The following is a 15,797-nucleotide window of genomic DNA, read 5'->3' on the forward strand; positions in this document are numbered from 1 at the left end:
AGCGAGGTTTCCGGTTCATGCGCATTCTCTGGACACTGCCCTACCTGCCCTGGCCCACCACCAGTGGCAGCAAGACCCGGCAATACCACCTGCTGCGCGCCCTTGCGCAGCAGGGCCACCGGATCACCTTGCTGGTGCAGTCGAAGATCCCCTTGTGCGATGCCGCCCGCGAAGCCCTCGAGCCCTTGCTCGAACGTCTGATCGTGCTGCCCCGGCGCCCGCTGCACAGCCCGCTCAACCTGCTCGCTTCGCCGATCATCGACTACCCGATGCGGGCCATCATCAACGGCCTCGCACCCGGTTTGCGGCACCAGTTCGAGCAATTGCTGGACGAGCCCTGGGATGTCATCCAGATCGAGCACAGCTACAGTTTCCAGCCTTTCGAAAAAGCGCTGCAGGCACGCGAGTTGCCCTACATGCTCAGCGAACACAACCTGGAGTCCGTCACCGGTGCCGCCTGCCATGACCGCCTGCCGCTGTGGCTGCGCCCGCTCAACGCCTTTGACCGCTGGCGCTATCGGCGCTGGGAGCAGCGGGTGCTGAGCCAGCCCACCGAAGTGGTGGCCGTGAGCCCGCATGATGCCGAACTGATCAGCCAGGTCAGCGGCCGCCCGGTCAACGTGGTGGTCAATGGCGTCGATTGTGACTACTACCAGAACGTCCACCCGGCGTTGCACAGCCAGCGTTTGCTGTTCGTGGGCAACTTCGAGTACGCGGCCAATGTCGAGGCCATCGAATGGGCCCTGGAAGAAATCCTGCCCCAGGTGTGGATGAGCAATCCCGCCGTGCGCCTGGCCATCGCCGGGCATGCCTTGCCGGCCAGCTGGAAGCTGCGCTGGAACGACCCGCGCATCGAATGGGTCGGCTATCGCCCCGACCTGCGCGAACTGCAAAACCGCTGCGCGCTGTTCTTTGCGCCTTTGCGCTATGCCGGTGGCTCCAAGGTGAAAATCCTCGAAGCCATGGCCGCCGGGCTGCCGGTGATCAGCACCGACAAAGGCCTCTCAGGCCTGGCCGCCAACAACGGCGAGCACTACCTGGGCAGCGATGACGGCGACCAGCTGGCGCTGCTGGTCACGCAATTGCTCAACCAGCCGTGGCGCATGTGCCAGCTGAGCGAGGCTGGCCGCCAGTTTGCCCGCAGTCGCCACGACTGGAGCGTGGCCGCCCAACAACTGGAAACGGTGCACATGCGCCTCACCCAGTCGGCACCGGCAGACGCCACGCCAGGCCGTGGCGGGTGGCTCAGGCGCTCAGCCGAGTAGTTCGCTCAAAGGTATGAACGGCACGCTGTCACCGGGTTTCGGCGTGCTGCCTTCTCGCACCTCCACCAGCCCCTCGGCCCAGGCAGCGCTGCGCAGCACGCCAGAGCTCTGGTTCTTGTAGATGCGCACTTGACCAGCATCAATGCGTGCGCGCAGGTATTCGCGCCGGGTACCTGGCTTGGCCCACTCGAACCCGGCAGGCACATCGAAGCGCAGCGGCGTGACATCGACCACACCCTGGCGGCGCAACAGATAGGGCCGCGTCAGCAGGCCGAACGTGACCAGGGTCGACGCCGGGTTGCCGGGCAGGCCGATCACCGGAACACCTCGGTAATGCCCAAAAGTCAGCGGCTTGCCAGGCTTGATCGCCAGCTTCCACAAGGCCAGCTCGCCGGCTTCGCGCAGTGCGGCGCCGAGGTAGTCCGCCTCACCTACGGAAACGCCCCCGGTGGACAGGATCAGGTCGACATCGCCAAGGCCGCCCAGGCACTCGCGAGTACGTTGCAGATCATCCGGCAGAATGCCCATGTCACGCACTTCGCAGCCCAAGCGCTGCAGCCAGCTGATCAGCAGGCGCCGGTTGCTGTTGTATATTTGCCCCGGGCCCAGCGGCAGGCCGGGCTCGACCAGCTCATCGCCGGTGGACAGCACCGCCACTCGCACCCGCCGCACCACCTGCAGCTCGGCATGACCCAAGGTCGCCGCCAGGCCCAGCTCGATCGGCCCGAGCCGCGTGCCCGCGACCATCACCTGCTCGCCCTTGCGGGTTTCCTGGCCCTGCGGCCGCACGTTCTGATCAGGCGCCAGCGCTTCTAGAAAGCGTACCCGGCCATCTTCCAGTACTTCGGTGTTTTCCTGCATCTCGACGCAGTCGGCACCTGCCGGCAGCGGCGCACCGGTGAAAATCCGCGCACAGGTGCCAGGCTGCAAGGGCTCGGGAGCATGCCCGGCGAAAATCCGCTGGCTGACGGGCAAAGGCTCGCCCTGCAGATCGGCCAGGCGCAAGGCGTAACCGTCCATGGCGCTGTTCGGCCACGGCGGCAGGTCGAGGCCGGCCACCAGCTCGGTGGCCAGCACGCGGCCTTCGGCTTCGGCCAGCGAGACGCGTTCGGTTTCCTTGATCGGCGCGGCCTCTGCCAGCGCCAGCAGGCGCTCCAGGGCTTCTTCCACCGGCATCAGAGGGCGGACAGTCGGCACCTCAGCCACGGCTGTCACAGGCCGCTGCCTGCTTCAGGTGGGCGACGAAATTGCACGGCCGATGGCGGGCATCCAGCTGCTCGGCGAGGATCCCGTCCCAACCGGTACGCACGGCATTGGTCGAGCCCGGCAGGCAGCACACCAGGGTACCGTTGGCCAGGCCAGCCAAAGCGCGCGACTGCACGGTCGAGGTGCCGATATCGGCCACGGAAATCTGCCGGAACAGCTCGCCGAAGCCCTCGACCTGCTTGTCCAGCAGGCAGGCGACGGCCTCCGGTGTGCTGTCACGCCCGGTAAAGCCGGTACCTCCGGTGATCAGCACGACCTGCACGCTGTCATCGGCGATCCAGGTGGCGACCTGGGCGCGAATCTTGTACAGGTCGTCTTTGAGCAGCACGCGCGCGGCCAGCTGGTGGCCAGCGGCGGTGAGGCGGTCGACGAAGGTCTGCCCGGAGGTGTCGGTTTCGAAGGTGCGGGTGTCGCTGACCGTGAGCACGGCAATGTTCAGCGCCACGAAGGGGGTATCTGCCTTGGCTTTCATGGGGGTCCGTCGCAGGAGAAGGGGATGGCCGCAGTTATATCACAGGCTGCCCCTCAGGCCGCGCGGGCAGACACAGGTCAATACACCGGGATTGCCGCTATGCTGGACTGTGAAAGGAACTTGCATGAACGCCCTGCGTCATAAAGTCATCTAGCACCATCGCATTGGAGAAACATGATGATTCAACGGACCCTTCCCGCCTTTCTGCTTGCCCTGGGCCTTGGCGCCCTCGCTGGCTGCGCATCGCCGACCGTGATCACCCTGAACGACGGCCGCGAAATCCAGGCAGTGGATACCCCCTCCTTTGACGAGGACTCCGGTTTCTACGAATTCGAACAGCTCGACGGCAAGCGCACGCGCCTGAACAAGGACCAGATCCGTACCGTCAAGGAGCTTTGAAACGCGTGCTGTTTTTTGGCACAAACGCCTCAATACCGAGGGCTTGCGCCGGAAAATGCCATGCAGTAGGATTTTCGTCATCGGAGTGTAGCGCAGCCAGGTAGCGCGTCTCGTTCGGGACGAGAAGGCCGCAGGTTCGAATCCTGTCTCTCCGACCAGAATCCTCAACAAAAAGCCCGCCTCGTGCGGGCTTTTTGATGTCGCCATACTGCCTCAGGCAGTAAGCCGCGACGTGACCTCGCCCAACTGCCCCGACAGCCCATGCAAGCGCTGCCCCGCCTGCTCGGTATGCTGTACGGCTTCCTGGTTGGCCGTGGCAATCCGGGTGATTTCGATCAGGTTGCGCGAAATGTCCTCGGCCACGCTGGTCTGCTCTTCGGCCGCCGTGGCGATCTGCCGGTTCATGTCGCGGATCGCCTCCACCGCCAGAGTGATGCGCTGCAGCATCTGCCCGGCCTGCTGCACCTGCTCGGCACCTTCTTCGCTGCGCTGCTGGCCGCTCTCGATGGCCTTGACCGCCTCGACCGCGCCCGACTGCACCGCTTCGATGATCTGGTGAATCTCGGCAATCGATGCCGCGGTGCGCTGGGCCAGACTGCGTACCTCGTCGGCAACCACGGCAAAGCCACGCCCGGCCTCACCTGCACGCGCTGCTTCGATGGCGGCATTGAGGGCCAGCAGGTTGGTCTGCTCGGCAATGCCACGGATCACTTCCAACACCTTGCCGATGCGTGAGCTGTCGCTTTCCAGGTCGCGAATCACTGCGGCAGTGCCGGCGATCTCGCGGTTGACCACACCGATGATGTCGATGGTCTGCTGCATCACCTGTTCGCCAGCCTGGGCACTGTTGTCGGCATCGTCGGCGGCGCGTGCGGCCTCGGCGGCGTGGCGGGCCACTTCCTGGGCGGTGGCGGACATCTCGTGCATGGCCGTGGCCACCTGGTCGGTACGCTGGAACTGGTCGTGGGTACCACGTGCCATGTCACCGGCGATATTGCGCAACTGGCCACTGGCACCCTCCAGTTCCTGGGCGTTGTCCTTCAGCCGGCCAACGGTCTCGGCAAGGAAGTCGCGCAGGGTATTGGCAGCACGCGCCAGGCGGCCCAGTTCGTCCTCGCGACGGCTATCGACGCGGTCAGCGAAACGGCCCTGGCTGAGTTGCGCCACGTACTCGATCAGCTGGCGGATCGGTTCGATCAGGCTGCGGTTGACCAGCCACAGGCTGAGCAGACCGACCAGCAGTGCCGACCCCAGCATCACCATTACGCCAAGCCATACGGTACGTTCGGCGCTGGCGCTGATCTGGGCGGCACGCCCACGAGCGTCGGCACGCAGTTGCTCGACCAGCGCGCTCATCTGCTCGCTGGCAGCCCGGTCCACGCCCTTCACGGCCTGATCACCCGCCACCGGGTCACCGCCAGCAGCGAGAAACGCCTGGCGCCCTTGCTCGTAGGCCTGGCCCAGTTGGCGATGGCTGTCACGCAGTTGCTGCAGCGGCGCCTTGAGCTGGATGTCGCTGCTGTCGATCAACTGCCCCAGCAACTGCTGCACCTGCTGTTCGCGCGCCTGGAACTGCTGCCAGTACTTGTCCAGTTCAGCGGGTTGGCGGCCTCGCAACAGTACGTTCTTCCATTCCTGCACCTGGATCTTGAACTGCAGGTTGGCTTCGTCGATCAATTGCGAAGCCCGCAGCGGCCCGTCGACCAACTCGGCGTAACCCCGCACGCTGGAGGACAGGAACTGGAAGCACACCAGGGCGATCAGCAGCATCGCCGCCAGGCTGCCGCCAAGCAGGGTAAGAATTTGCACTCTAAGGGATTTACGCAACATCGCAGGTCTCGGAACAAGGAGAAAAGGAACAGCGCGCCATTGGCAGCGCCGCGTCAGACATCCTTGTCCTCGTTCGCAGGCCAAAAAAAAGCTGCCATCAATCGATAGCAGCCAGGTCGAGCACTTACGCAACAGTTGAAATCAATACTCTCAGGCAATTGCTACATAAATGTTACAGAAGCACTACGATCAACCTGTGGTGAACTGCAACTGGGCCAGGCGAGCGTACAGCGGGCTTTCCTCGATCAGCTGCCGGTGCGTGCCGACCGCCACCACACGCCCCTTGTCGATCACGGCAATGCGTTCGGCGTGCTGCACCGTGGCCAGACGGTGCGCGATCACCAGCGTGGTGCGCCCGGCCATCAGGCTCGGCAGCGCCTGTTGGATCAGGTGTTCGCTTTGCGCATCGAGGGCACTGGTGGCCTCGTCGAGCAACAGAATCGGTGCATCCACCAGCAGCGCCCGGGCAATTGCAAGGCGCTGCCTCTGCCCGCCGGAGAGGCCAACGCCGCCCTCGCCCAGCGGCGTCTGGTAGCCCTGTGGCAATTGCCGGATGAATTCGTCGGCATGGGCACCCTGGGCTGCCGCCTCCACCTCAGCCAAGGTCGCCTCGGGACGACCGTAGCGGATGTTGGCCTCGACCGTGCCGCGGAACAGTGACGGGTTCTGAGCCACCAGGGCGAACTGGCGGCGCAGGTCGTCCGGGGCCAGCGCCGTGATCGGCTGCCCATCGAGCAGGATGCGCCCCTGTTGCGGATCGTAGAAGCGCAACAGCAGGTCGAACAGGGTCGACTTGCCCGCCCCCGACGGCCCTACCAGCGCAACGGTCTGGCCGGGCTCGATGGTCAGGCTGAGCTGGTCGATGGCAGCCACCGATGGCCGCGAGGGATAGGCGAAAGTCAGTTGCTGCAGTTCGATGCGCCCGCTGGCAGGCTGCCGTGCCAGCGTTGCGGGGGTTTCAGGGGCCAGGATGATGCTGGTCGCCGCCAACAGTTCGGCGATGCGCTCGGCGGCACCGGCGGCGCGCTGCAACTCGCCGATCACCTCACTGAGTGTACCGAAGGCACTGCCGACGATCAGGCTGTAGAAAACGAACGCTGCCAGCTCTCCAGCGGAAATGCGCCCGGCGATCACATCCATGCCCCCCACCCACAGCATCACCCCGACCGCCCCCAGCACCAGCACGATCACCAGGGTGATCAGCCAGGCGCGCTGGGCAATCCGCTGCCTGGCCACGGCAAACGCAGCTTCCACCGTACCGGCGAACAGCTCGCGATCGCGTGCCTGGTGGTTGTAGGCCTGCACGGTCTTGATCTGCCCCAGGGTCTCGGCCACATAGCTGCCCACATCGGCCACCCGGTCCTGGCTCTGCCGCGACAGGCGGCGCACCCGCCGACCGAACAGCAGAATCGGCGCCAGCACCAGCGGCAAGGCCACCACAACGATGCTGGTAAGCTTGGGGTTGGTAATGAACAGCAGCACCACGCCACCGATCACCATCAGCGCATTGCGCAGGAACATCGACAGCGACGAGCCGATCACCGATTGCAGCAAGGTCGTGTCGGCGGTCAGCCGTGACTGGATCTCGGAGCTGCGGTTGTCCTCGAAAAAGCCCGGATGCAAGCCCACCAGGTGATCGAAAACCGCGCGACGAATATCGGCAACGCAGCGCTCGCCGATCCACGACACCAGGTAGAAGCGGCTGAACGTGCCTGCTGCCAGGGCCAGTACCAGCACCAGGAACAGGCCGATGGTCTGGTTCAACTGGTGCGCTGAGCGGGTCATGAAGCCCTGGTCGACCAACAGGCGGATACCTTGGCCCATGGACAGCGTGATGGCGGCGGTGACGACCAGTGCCAGCAAGGCCAGCAGTGCCTGGCGACGGTAAGGTCGCATGAACTGCCAGGCCAGGCGCAAGGCGAGGCGTTGGCGAGAGGAAACCGGATCGGGCATGACGTCAACCAGGATTGCAGGGAGATTGCAGACTACCATTCATCCAGGCTGGCGGTGGCTATAGCCCATCGTTCTAACAGGCCTCTGGAGCTTTGCCTCGCTTTCTGTTGGACTGGGCAGGCCTTGGTGCCCGTCAATTTTTGTAACAGGCCAGTCATGGCCCAGGTTTAACCTGAACCTGAACCTGATGAGGAGAGATGCAATGAGCTTGCAACATGGCAGCGACACCGTGAACAGCCAGAACAAACCACAGCCCAAGGCATGTGGTTCGATCATCGACGCCCAGGGTCGCGAGATCGAGATTACCGAACAGATGATTCAGCAGGCCTGCGAGAAGCTGGAAGACAGCCGCGTGAAGAAAGTACGCCACGGCTGAATGACGAATCCTTTGAAACCCGGCTAACGGCCGGGTTTTTTGTTTTTACCTGTCCCGCGAAGAGGCCGGTACAGATTTACACATCAATCAGGCCAGCACGCCACCCAGGGCATTGACCATCTGTGCCAACTGCGGTGCCTCGCCCCGCACACGCACCCCCAACCCTTCGATCTCCCGCCGCGGCGGATACTGCTTGCGCAACTGGTCGAACGCCGCCCGCTGCTCAGCCACATCCTCACTCAGGCTGCGGCGGAAATCGGCATCGTCACGCCGTGGGTCATACACCGCCCGGCACAGCGTCGCCAGGGCCCAGGCAGGCTCGGCAGCGCCGTCCAGCTCGATCTGCGCCAACGGCGGCGCTGGCAGCAGGTCGGCCAGCCGTACCTTTTCAGCCTCACCCCGGTAGCGGCACAAGGCCTGGTAGATCTGCGCCGTGCCGCGTTGGCGGCCATCCAGGCTGTAGCCGGCGATATGCGGCGTGGCCAGGGTGCACAGGTCTGCCAGTTGCAGGTCGACCTGCGGCTCGCCTTCCCACACATCGAGCACCGCGTGCACGTCTTCACGGTCCAGCAGCAGCTCACGCAGCGATGCATTGTCCACCACCGGCCCGCGGCTGGCGTTGATCAGCCAGGCACCTGGGCGCAACTGTGCCAGCTGTGCTTCGCCAAGCAGGTGCCAGGTCGGGTGCTCACCGCCGCGCTGCAGCGGAGTGTGCAGGCTGATCACGTCGCACTGTTCGAGTATCGTCGCCAGGTTGACGAAGTCGCCACCCTCGGCGGCCTGGCGCAGCGGGTCGCAGACCATCACCTTCCAGCCCAGGCCGCGCAGCACACGCACCAGGCGGCCACCGACCTCGCCGGCGCCGACCACACCGTAGGTGCGTTGTGGCAGCGCCACGCCATCCAGGTCGGCCAGGGTCAGCAGGCTGCCCAGCACGTAATCGACCACGCCACGGGCATTGCAGCCCGGCGCACTGCTCCAGTGGATGCCCGCTTCGGCGAAGTAGTCCAGGTCCAGGTGGTCAGTGCCGATGGTGCAGGTGCCGACAAAGCGCACCTTGCTACCCTCGAGCAGTTGCCGGTCGACCTTGGTCACCGAGCGCACCAGCAGCACATCGGCATCTTTGACGCTGGCAGCGTCGAGGCTGCGGCCAGGGTAACGGCGGATCTCGCCGAAGCCCTCGAAAAAGGCATCGAGCAGCGGGATATTCTCGTCGGCAACTATCAGCATGGCGCTCTCCTGTCTGGGGAGCGCAGTGTAGGCGCTACGTGCAGGGTGTTCCAGCGCGGTTCAGTCGGCCTTCTTGCGGATCCAGTACAGGAAAGTACCGGCCTCTTCTTGCTGCTGCAGCAATTCGTGGCCGAGGAAGTTGCAGAATTTGGGGATGTCACGGCGGGTCGACGGGTCGGTGGCGATGACCTTGAGCAGGCCGCCAGCGGCCAGATTGCGCACGTGCTGGTGCAGCATCATGACCGGTTCCGGGCAGTTCAGGCCGGTGGCGTCGAGGATGGCGTCAGGGGTGAAGTCAGTCATGGGGGGCTCCGCAAATGATCGCTATTGTGGCGCATCGCGCCACCAGGACCAATAGCCATTCATGACTGCTCTGCTGTTGCTCTGCTGTCGCTCTGCTGTCGCTCTGCTGTTGCTCTGCTGTTGATTTGCTGTTGCTTTGGCTTCTAAGCGCGCGGTAGCTCAGCAAACGCCGAATGCGACTTCAGGAGGCCGAGCGCAGGTCTTGCGGAGGGAGGTGACGGGCATGGATGCCCGTCAAGCGCTGCGGCCCAGGATGGGCCGTTCAGCGCGGTCCTCCCGGGAGCAAGGCCGGAGCGAGGGAACCCCGGAGCGCAGCGCAGGGGCCGGATGATAGGAGCCAGCGTTTTTTGGTTACTTTTTGTCGCGTTTGACAAAAAGTGACCCGCCGTAAGGGCGGAAAGGTGACTGTGCGTCGTCATCGCGAATGAATGTATTCGAAGTAATCAAAACCCGTGCATTCAAGCTTTTGGCTTTTGGCTTTTGGCTTTTGGCTTTCAGATCAGGTGCGCATTCATTTGCGATGGTGGCGCACCCTCACCTTTCCGCCCTTACGGCGGGTCACTTTTTGACTGGGCAAAAAGTAACCAAAAACCCCTCGCTCCCATCATCCGGCCCCTACGCTGCGCTCCGGGGTCCCCTCACTCCGGCCTTGCTCCCGGGAGGACCGCGCTGAACGGCCCATCCTGGGCCGCAGCGCTTGACGGGCATCCATGCCCGTCACCTCCCTCCGCAAGACCTCCGTTCGGCCTCCTGAAGTCGCAATCTGCGTCGCCTGAACTATCGCGCGCTTAGAAGCAAAAAACAGAGCAAGAACAAGAGCAAGAGCAAGAGCAAGCGCAAGCGCCAAGTGGATGTCAGCGTGGCTTGATGTCCAGCCTGCGCAGATGGCAAGTCACTTCCTCGCGGTCGTGATACAGCTGCTTGCAGGCAATCGACACCTTGACCTTGCGCGCCTTGAACGTTGCCTCCATACGGTCCAGCAACCGGCGTACCTCGGCATGGCGCTGCTTCATCGGCAGCTTCAGGTTGACCACTGCTTCACGGCACAACCCCTCACCCAGCCAGGTCTCGATCAGCGAAGTGGTGCGCGCCGGTTTCTCGACGATATCGCAGACCATCCAGTCCACAGGCTGCTTAGGCTGCCAGGTGAAACCATCAGCCATCAGGTGTTGCACAAGCCCGGTATCCATCAGGCTTTCAGCCATCGGCCCGTTATCGATGGCGGTTACCAGCATGCCGCGACGTACCAGCTGGTAGGTCCAGCCACCCGGCGAAGCACCCAGGTCGACGCCGGTCATGTCGTCGTTCAGGCGCTGTTCCCATTGCTCACGCGGGATGAACTGATGCCAGGCCTCTTCCAGCTTAAGGGTCGAACGGCTGGGCGCCTCACGCGGGAACTTCAGGCGCGGGATGCCCATCGGCCACAGCGCGCTGTTGTTCGCCTCGGCCACGCCAACGAATACCCGCCGGCCGCTGATGAAGGTCAGCAGCAGGCGCGGCAAGCTGGGGTTGTCGACCAGGCGGCCGGCCTTTCCCAAGGCCTTGCGCAGTGGTACTTCGAACTTGCGGCAAAACGTCGACAATTCCTTGCCGTCGTTGCTGTCCAGCACTTCCAGCCACATGCTGCCAAACACCGGATATTCGGCCAGATGCGCCAGCAGCACACTGATGCGGTCGGTTTCTGGCAGCTCGACATACGCGCCGCGCGCCCACTGCCGCGGGAAGATCAGTTGCGCGAAGCGCAGCTGGGCCATCAAGCGTTCGGCGCCGTCTGCCTCGGTACAGACGAACTCGGCACACGCGCTGTGGGGCTTGCCCTTGGCATAGCCGGCCACACCCAGCATGGCGGCATGTTCGCTGATCTCGGCGCAGACCTCACCCTCGAAGCCGGGCCGGCAATGCATGAACAGGGTATTCATCTCTCACTCCACTACGGCTGGCGCACCACGGGCGCCGGCAGGGCGGCGATGATAAAGGAAGATGGGAACCTGCGACATGCCCCGCCGGTCCAGAAAAGAGTCAGGTACGGCAAACGGAGCTAACCTGACCACTCAGCCAGGTCCGTACCGTGCGGGCCGAAACAGCGCGGTGGCACCGGCCACAACCAGCAAAGCCGGGCCCCGTCGGACAAGGAGTTGGCAATGCCCTCGCTCGATAGCCTGAACACCCTCAAGACCCTCCAGGTGGCTGACCGCACCTACCACTATTACAGCCTCGCCGAAGCCGGCCACCAGCTCGGCGACCTGCAACGCCTGCCCATGTCGCTCAAGGTATTGCTGGAAAACCTGCTGCGCTGGGAAGACGGCGAAACGGTCGGTACCGACGACCTGCGCGCCCTCGCCGACTGGCTGCAGGAACGCCGCTCCGACCGCGAGATCCAGTACCGCCCGGCGCGGGTATTGATGCAAGACTTCACCGGCGTGCCAGCGGTGGTCGACCTGGCCGCCATGCGCGCCGCCATGGCCAAGGCCGGCGGCAACCCGCAGCGGATCAACCCGCTGTCTCCCGTGGACCTGGTGATCGACCACTCTGTGATGGTCGACCGCTACGCCACCCCCCAGGCCTTTACCGAGAACGTCGACATCGAGATGCAGCGCAATGGCGAGCGCTACGCCTTCCTGCGCTGGGGCCAAAGCGCTTTCGACAACTTCCGCGTGGTGCCGCCAGGCACCGGCATTTGCCACCAGGTCAACCTGGAATACCTCGGCCGCACGGTCTGGACCCGCGAAGCCGATGGCCGCACCTACGCCTTCCCTGACACCCTGGTCGGCACCGACTCGCACACCACCATGATCAACGGCCTCGGCGTACTCGGTTGGGGCGTGGGTGGCATCGAGGCGGAAGCGGCCATGCTCGGCCAGCCGGTGTCGATGCTGATTCCGGAAGTGATCGGCTTCAAGCTCACCGGCAAGCTGCGCGAAGGCATCACCGCCACCGACCTGGTGCTGACCGTGACGCAGATGCTGCGCAAGAAAGGTGTGGTGGGCAAATTCGTCGAATTCTACGGCGACGGCCTGGCCGACCTGCCGTTGGCCGACCGCGCGACCATCGCCAACATGGCACCGGAGTACGGCGCCACCTGTGGTTTCTTCCCGGTCGATGAGGTCACCCTCGACTACCTGCGCCTGTCCGGCCGGCCCACTGAATCGGTGCAACTGGTCGAACAGTATTGCAAGGCTCAGGGCCTGTGGCGCCTGCCTGGGCAGGAGCCGCTGTTCAGCGACACGCTGGCCCTGGACATGCATGATGTCGAGGCCAGCCTGGCCGGCCCCAAGCGGCCACAGGACCGGGTTGCCCTGGGCCAGGTGCACCAGGCCTTCGACCACTTCATCGAGCTGCAGCCCAAGCCGTTGGCCAAGGAAGTGGGGCGTCTCGAGAGCGAGGGCGGTGGCGGCGTGGCGGTCGGCAACGCCGATCAGGCTGGCGAAATCGACTACAGCCATGGCGGGCAGACCTACACCCTGCGTGACGGTGCGGTAGTGATCGCCGCCATCACCTCGTGCACCAACACCTCCAACCCCAGCGTGATGATGGCCGCCGGCCTGGTGGCGAAGAAGGCCCTGGAAAAAGGCCTGCAGCGCAAACCCTGGGTCAAGAGTTCGCTGGCGCCCGGCTCCAAGGTGGTGACCGACTACTACAAGGCCGCCGGCCTTACCCCCTACCTCGACGAACTCGGCTTCGACCTGGTCGGGTATGGCTGCACCACCTGCATCGGCAACTCCGGGCCACTGGACGAAGCCATCGAAAAAGCCATCGGCAGCGCCGACCTCACGGTGGCTTCGGTGCTGTCGGGCAACCGCAACTTCGAAGGCCGCGTGCACCCGCTGGTCAAGACCAACTGGCTGGCCTCGCCACCGCTGGTGGTGGCTTACGCGCTTGCCGGCAGTGTGCGCGTCGACCTGACCCAGGACGCACTGGGCACCGGCAAGGACGGCCAACCCGTGTACCTGCGCGATATCTGGCCAAGCCAGCAGGAGATCGCCGACGCCGTGGCCAAGGTCGACACCGCGATGTTCCACAAGGAATACGCCGAGGTTTTCGCCGGCGATGCGCAATGGCAGGCCATCGAGGTACCGCAGGCGGCGACCTATGTATGGCAGGACGATTCCACCTACATCCAGCACCCACCGTTCTTCGATGACATCGGCGGGCCGCTGCCCGAGATCAGGGACATCCAGGGTGCACGCATCCTCGCCCTGCTCGGCGACTCGGTGACCACCGACCACATCTCCCCGGCCGGCAACATCAAGGCCGACAGCCCGGCCGGGCGCTACCTGCGCAGCAAGGGCGTGGAGCCTCGGGATTTCAACTCCTATGGCTCGCGACGCGGCAACCACGAGGTGATGATGCGCGGCACCTTCGCCAATATTCGCATCCGCAACGAGATGCTTGCTGGCGAGGAAGGGGGCAATACCGTGCATGTGCCCAGCGGCGAGAAGCTGTCCATCTATGACGCCGCCATGCGCTACCAGGCCGAAGGCACGCCGCTGGTGGTGATCGCCGGCCAGGAATATGGCACCGGTTCGAGCCGCGACTGGGCGGCCAAAGGTACCAACCTGCTGGGGGTCAAGGCGGTGCTGGCGGAGAGTTTCGAACGTATTCACCGCTCCAACCTGGTGGGCATGGGCGTGCTGCCGCTGCAGTTCAAGGCCGGGCAGGATCGCAAGCAACTGGGACTCACCGGCAAAGAAACGGTCGACCTGATGGGGCTTGGTGGGGCGCAGATCAAGCCGGGCATGAGCCTGCCGCTGCGCATTACGCGTGAGGATGGGCAACAGCAACAGATCGAGGTGCTGTGCCGGATCGATACGCTCAATGAAGTGGAATACTTCAAGTCAGGGGGAATTTTGCATTATGTTCTGCGGCAGATGATTCGCAGTTGACTCGGAATTTGCAGCGCCTGGGTTTTCCAGGCGCTGCGAATTGTCTCGATCACCATTCAATAAAACCCGCGGCTTGCCGATACCTGTCCAAAGCCTTGCGGATTACTCAAGCCATGCGTAACAACCAGCCGATTACCCAGAGGGAAAGGACTTTCCCTGCCCAACAACGCTTGATCTCCACCACCAATGCCAAGGGTGTGATCACTTACTGCAACGATGCATTCGTCGAGATCAGCGGTTTCACCCGCGAAGAGCTGAATGGCGCACCGCACAATCTGGTGCGCCACCCCGACGTGCCGACTGCGGTGTTCGCCCACATGTGGCAGACGCTAAAGCAAGGCTTGCCGTGGATGGGCATCGTCAAGAATCGTTGCAAATCCGGCGACCATTACTGGGTGAATGCCTACGTCACACCGATTTTCGAGAACAGCCAAGTAGTCGGTTTCGAGTCGGTGCGGGTCAAGCCCAGCGCCGAGCAGATCCGCCGCGCCGAAGCCCTCTACCAGCGTCTCAACGATGGCAAGACCGCCATCCCGCGCCGTGATCGCTGGTTGCCGGTACTGCAGGACTGGCTGCCGTTCATCCTGATCAGCCAGGTCGGGTTCCTGATTGGCAACTGGCTGGGTCACTCCTGGGGCTTTGCGCTGGCTGCCGGCCTGTCGGTCCCGCTCGGCCTGCTGGGTCTGGGCTGGCAGCAGCGTGGCCTGAAACGCCTGCTGCGCCTGGCTGAGCAGACCACCTCTGACCCACTTATCGCGCAGATGTACACCGATAGCCGAGGGGTGCAGGCACGCCTGGAGATGGCCATGCTCAGCCAGGATGCGCGCATGAAGACGTGCCTGACTCGCCTGCAGGACAGCGCCGAGCACCTCAGCGATCAAGCGCGTCAGTCCGACGCCTTGGCCCACAAGAGTTCCTCAGGCCTGGAACGGCAACGTGTGGAGACCGAACAGGTGGCTGCCGCCGTCAACCAGATGGCCGCCACCACCCAGGAAGTGGCCAACCACGTACAACGCACCGCTGACGCGACCCAGGAAGCCAATCGCCTGACCAGCCAGGGTCGGCAGATTGCCGGTGAAACCCGCGATGCCATCGAACGCCTGTCGACGGCCGTGGGCGAAACCGGCCAGACCGTGACTCAGTTGGCCAAGGACAGCGACGAAATCGGTGGTGTGGTCGACGTGATCAAGGGCATTGCCGACCAGACCAACCTGCTGGCGCTCAACGCCGCCATCGAAGCAGCCCGTGCCGGCGAGATGGGCCGTGGTTTCGCCGTGGTCGCCGATGAGGTACGCCAACTGGCCCAACGCACAGCCGAATCGACCGGGCAGATCCACGGCCTGATCGCCAAGCTGCAACAGACGGCAAACAACGCCGTGCTGACCATGGAAACCGGCCACCGTCAGGCCCGGGAGGGCGTGGACCGCGTCATGCAGGCCGACCAGGCGCTGGTGGGGATCAGCGAAGCGGTGGCCAATATTACCGACATGGCGACCCAGATAGCCGCCGCCACCGAAGAGCAGACCGCGGTGGCCGACGAGATCAGCCGCAATATCAGCACCATCGCCGAACTGGCTGACCAGACGGCGGAACAGGCGCAGCATACGGCGCAATTGAGCGAGGAGCTGACCACCACGGCCGGTAGCCAGTATTCCCTGGTGGAGCGGTTCAACCGCTAGGAGCATTGCCTACACGGTACTGCAGGAGCGGCCTTGTGTCGCTAAAGGGCCGCAAAGCGGCCCCGGCGATTACTGCGGCGAAGCTGAAATTTTGGGGCCGCCTGGCGCCCCTTTCGCGGCACAAGGCCGCTCCTACAGGGA

General features: G+C 64.1%; 12 protein-coding genes, 1 tRNA gene and 1 pseudogene. 6 read left to right on the top strand and 8 right to left on the bottom strand.

What is annotated here, in order from left to right:
- Positions 1 to 17 precede the first annotated feature (17 nt).
- Complete coding sequence (locus ACIPW4_RS13985) at positions 18 to 1,265, top strand: glycosyltransferase family 4 protein (RefSeq protein WP_400658729.1); 1,248 nt, start codon at positions 18 to 20, stop codon at positions 1,263 to 1,265.
- Here the strand turns inward: ACIPW4_RS13985 and glp are convergent.
- Positions 1,254 to 2,480, bottom strand: a complete 1,227-nt coding sequence (gene glp / locus ACIPW4_RS13990) for a gephyrin-like molybdotransferase Glp (RefSeq protein WP_400658730.1) — start codon at positions 2,478 to 2,480, stop codon at positions 1,254 to 1,256. The genes ACIPW4_RS13985 and glp overlap by 12 nt on opposite strands.
- Complete coding sequence (gene moaB / locus ACIPW4_RS13995; protein WP_400658732.1) at positions 2,464 to 3,003, bottom strand: molybdenum cofactor biosynthesis protein B; 540 nt, start codon at positions 3,001 to 3,003, stop codon at positions 2,464 to 2,466. The genes glp and moaB overlap by 17 nt, the downstream gene beginning before the upstream one ends.
- Positions 3,004 to 3,180: 177 nt before the next feature.
- Between moaB and ACIPW4_RS14000 the strand changes: the two genes are divergently transcribed.
- Both ACIPW4_RS14000 and ACIPW4_RS14005 read left to right on the top strand, forming a co-directional pair.
- Positions 3,181 to 3,402: a YgdI/YgdR family lipoprotein gene (locus ACIPW4_RS14000; RefSeq protein WP_027596642.1), complete on the top strand. Its 222-nt coding sequence runs from the start codon at positions 3,181 to 3,183 to the stop codon at positions 3,400 to 3,402.
- A gap of 81 nt (positions 3,403 to 3,483) precedes the next feature.
- Positions 3,484 to 3,560 (top strand) — tRNA-Pro (locus ACIPW4_RS14005).
- Between the two features lie 55 nt (positions 3,561 to 3,615).
- On the opposite strand, the gene ACIPW4_RS14010 is transcribed toward ACIPW4_RS14005, so the two are convergent.
- The 3 genes and pseudogenes from ACIPW4_RS14010 to ACIPW4_RS14020 all read right to left on the bottom strand — a co-directional run bounded on the left by ACIPW4_RS14010 (position 3,616) and on the right by ACIPW4_RS14020 (position 7,185).
- Entirely contained in the window at positions 3,616 to 4,383 is a 768-nt protein-coding gene (locus tag ACIPW4_RS14010; protein ID WP_400659147.1) for a methyl-accepting chemotaxis protein, read from the bottom strand.
- Positions 4,384 to 4,548: 165 nt separating this feature from the next.
- A pseudogene (locus ACIPW4_RS14015) lies at positions 4,549 to 5,232 on the bottom strand (methyl-accepting chemotaxis protein); the annotation flags it as partial.
- Between the two features lie 189 nt (positions 5,233 to 5,421).
- Positions 5,422 to 7,185, bottom strand: coding sequence for an ABC transporter transmembrane domain-containing protein (locus tag ACIPW4_RS14020; protein WP_400658734.1), 1,764 nt, complete (start codon positions 7,183 to 7,185; stop codon positions 5,422 to 5,424).
- Between the two features lie 202 nt (positions 7,186 to 7,387).
- Here ACIPW4_RS14020 and ACIPW4_RS14025 point away from each other — a divergent pair, with 202 nt between their 5' ends.
- Positions 7,388 to 7,561 (top strand): PA1571 family protein, encoded by a 174-nt coding sequence (locus ACIPW4_RS14025; protein WP_400658736.1) that lies wholly within the window; start codon positions 7,388 to 7,390, stop codon positions 7,559 to 7,561.
- An 87-nt stretch (positions 7,562 to 7,648) separates the two neighbouring features.
- Here ACIPW4_RS14025 and pdxB read toward each other — a convergent pair whose 3' ends face one another.
- The 3 genes from pdxB to rlmM form a co-directional block, all read right to left on the bottom strand.
- Positions 7,649 to 8,791 carry a 4-phosphoerythronate dehydrogenase PdxB gene (gene pdxB / locus ACIPW4_RS14030; RefSeq protein ID WP_400658738.1) on the bottom strand — a complete coding sequence of 381 codons (1,143 nt, stop codon included), beginning with the start codon at positions 8,789 to 8,791 and terminating at the stop codon, positions 7,649 to 7,651.
- Between the two features lie 60 nt (positions 8,792 to 8,851).
- Positions 8,852 to 9,094: a sulfurtransferase TusA gene (gene tusA, locus ACIPW4_RS14035; RefSeq protein WP_236235574.1), complete on the bottom strand. Its 243-nt coding sequence runs from the start codon at positions 9,092 to 9,094 to the stop codon at positions 8,852 to 8,854.
- 854 nt (positions 9,095 to 9,948) lie between these two features.
- Positions 9,949 to 11,013 carry a 23S rRNA (cytidine(2498)-2'-O)-methyltransferase RlmM gene (gene rlmM / locus ACIPW4_RS14040; protein WP_400658740.1) on the bottom strand — a complete coding sequence of 355 codons (1,065 nt, stop codon included), beginning with the start codon at positions 11,011 to 11,013 and terminating at the stop codon, positions 9,949 to 9,951.
- Between the two features lie 222 nt (positions 11,014 to 11,235).
- On the opposite strand from rlmM, the gene acnA reads away from it, so the two are divergent.
- Together acnA and ACIPW4_RS14050 are read left to right on the top strand one after the other, a co-directional pair.
- Entirely contained in the window at positions 11,236 to 13,977 is a 2,742-nt protein-coding gene (gene acnA / locus ACIPW4_RS14045) for an aconitate hydratase AcnA (protein WP_400658742.1), read from the top strand.
- A gap of 113 nt (positions 13,978 to 14,090) precedes the next feature.
- Positions 14,091 to 15,656: a methyl-accepting chemotaxis protein gene (locus ACIPW4_RS14050; RefSeq protein WP_400658744.1), complete on the top strand. Its 1,566-nt coding sequence runs from the start codon at positions 14,091 to 14,093 to the stop codon at positions 15,654 to 15,656.
- Positions 15,657 to 15,797: the final 141 nt, after the last annotated feature.

Origin of the sequence: Pseudomonas sp. NPDC089996, from assembly GCF_044748405.1 — a bacterium.
In the GTDB taxonomy this organism is placed as follows: domain Bacteria; phylum Pseudomonadota; class Gammaproteobacteria; order Pseudomonadales; family Pseudomonadaceae; genus Aquipseudomonas.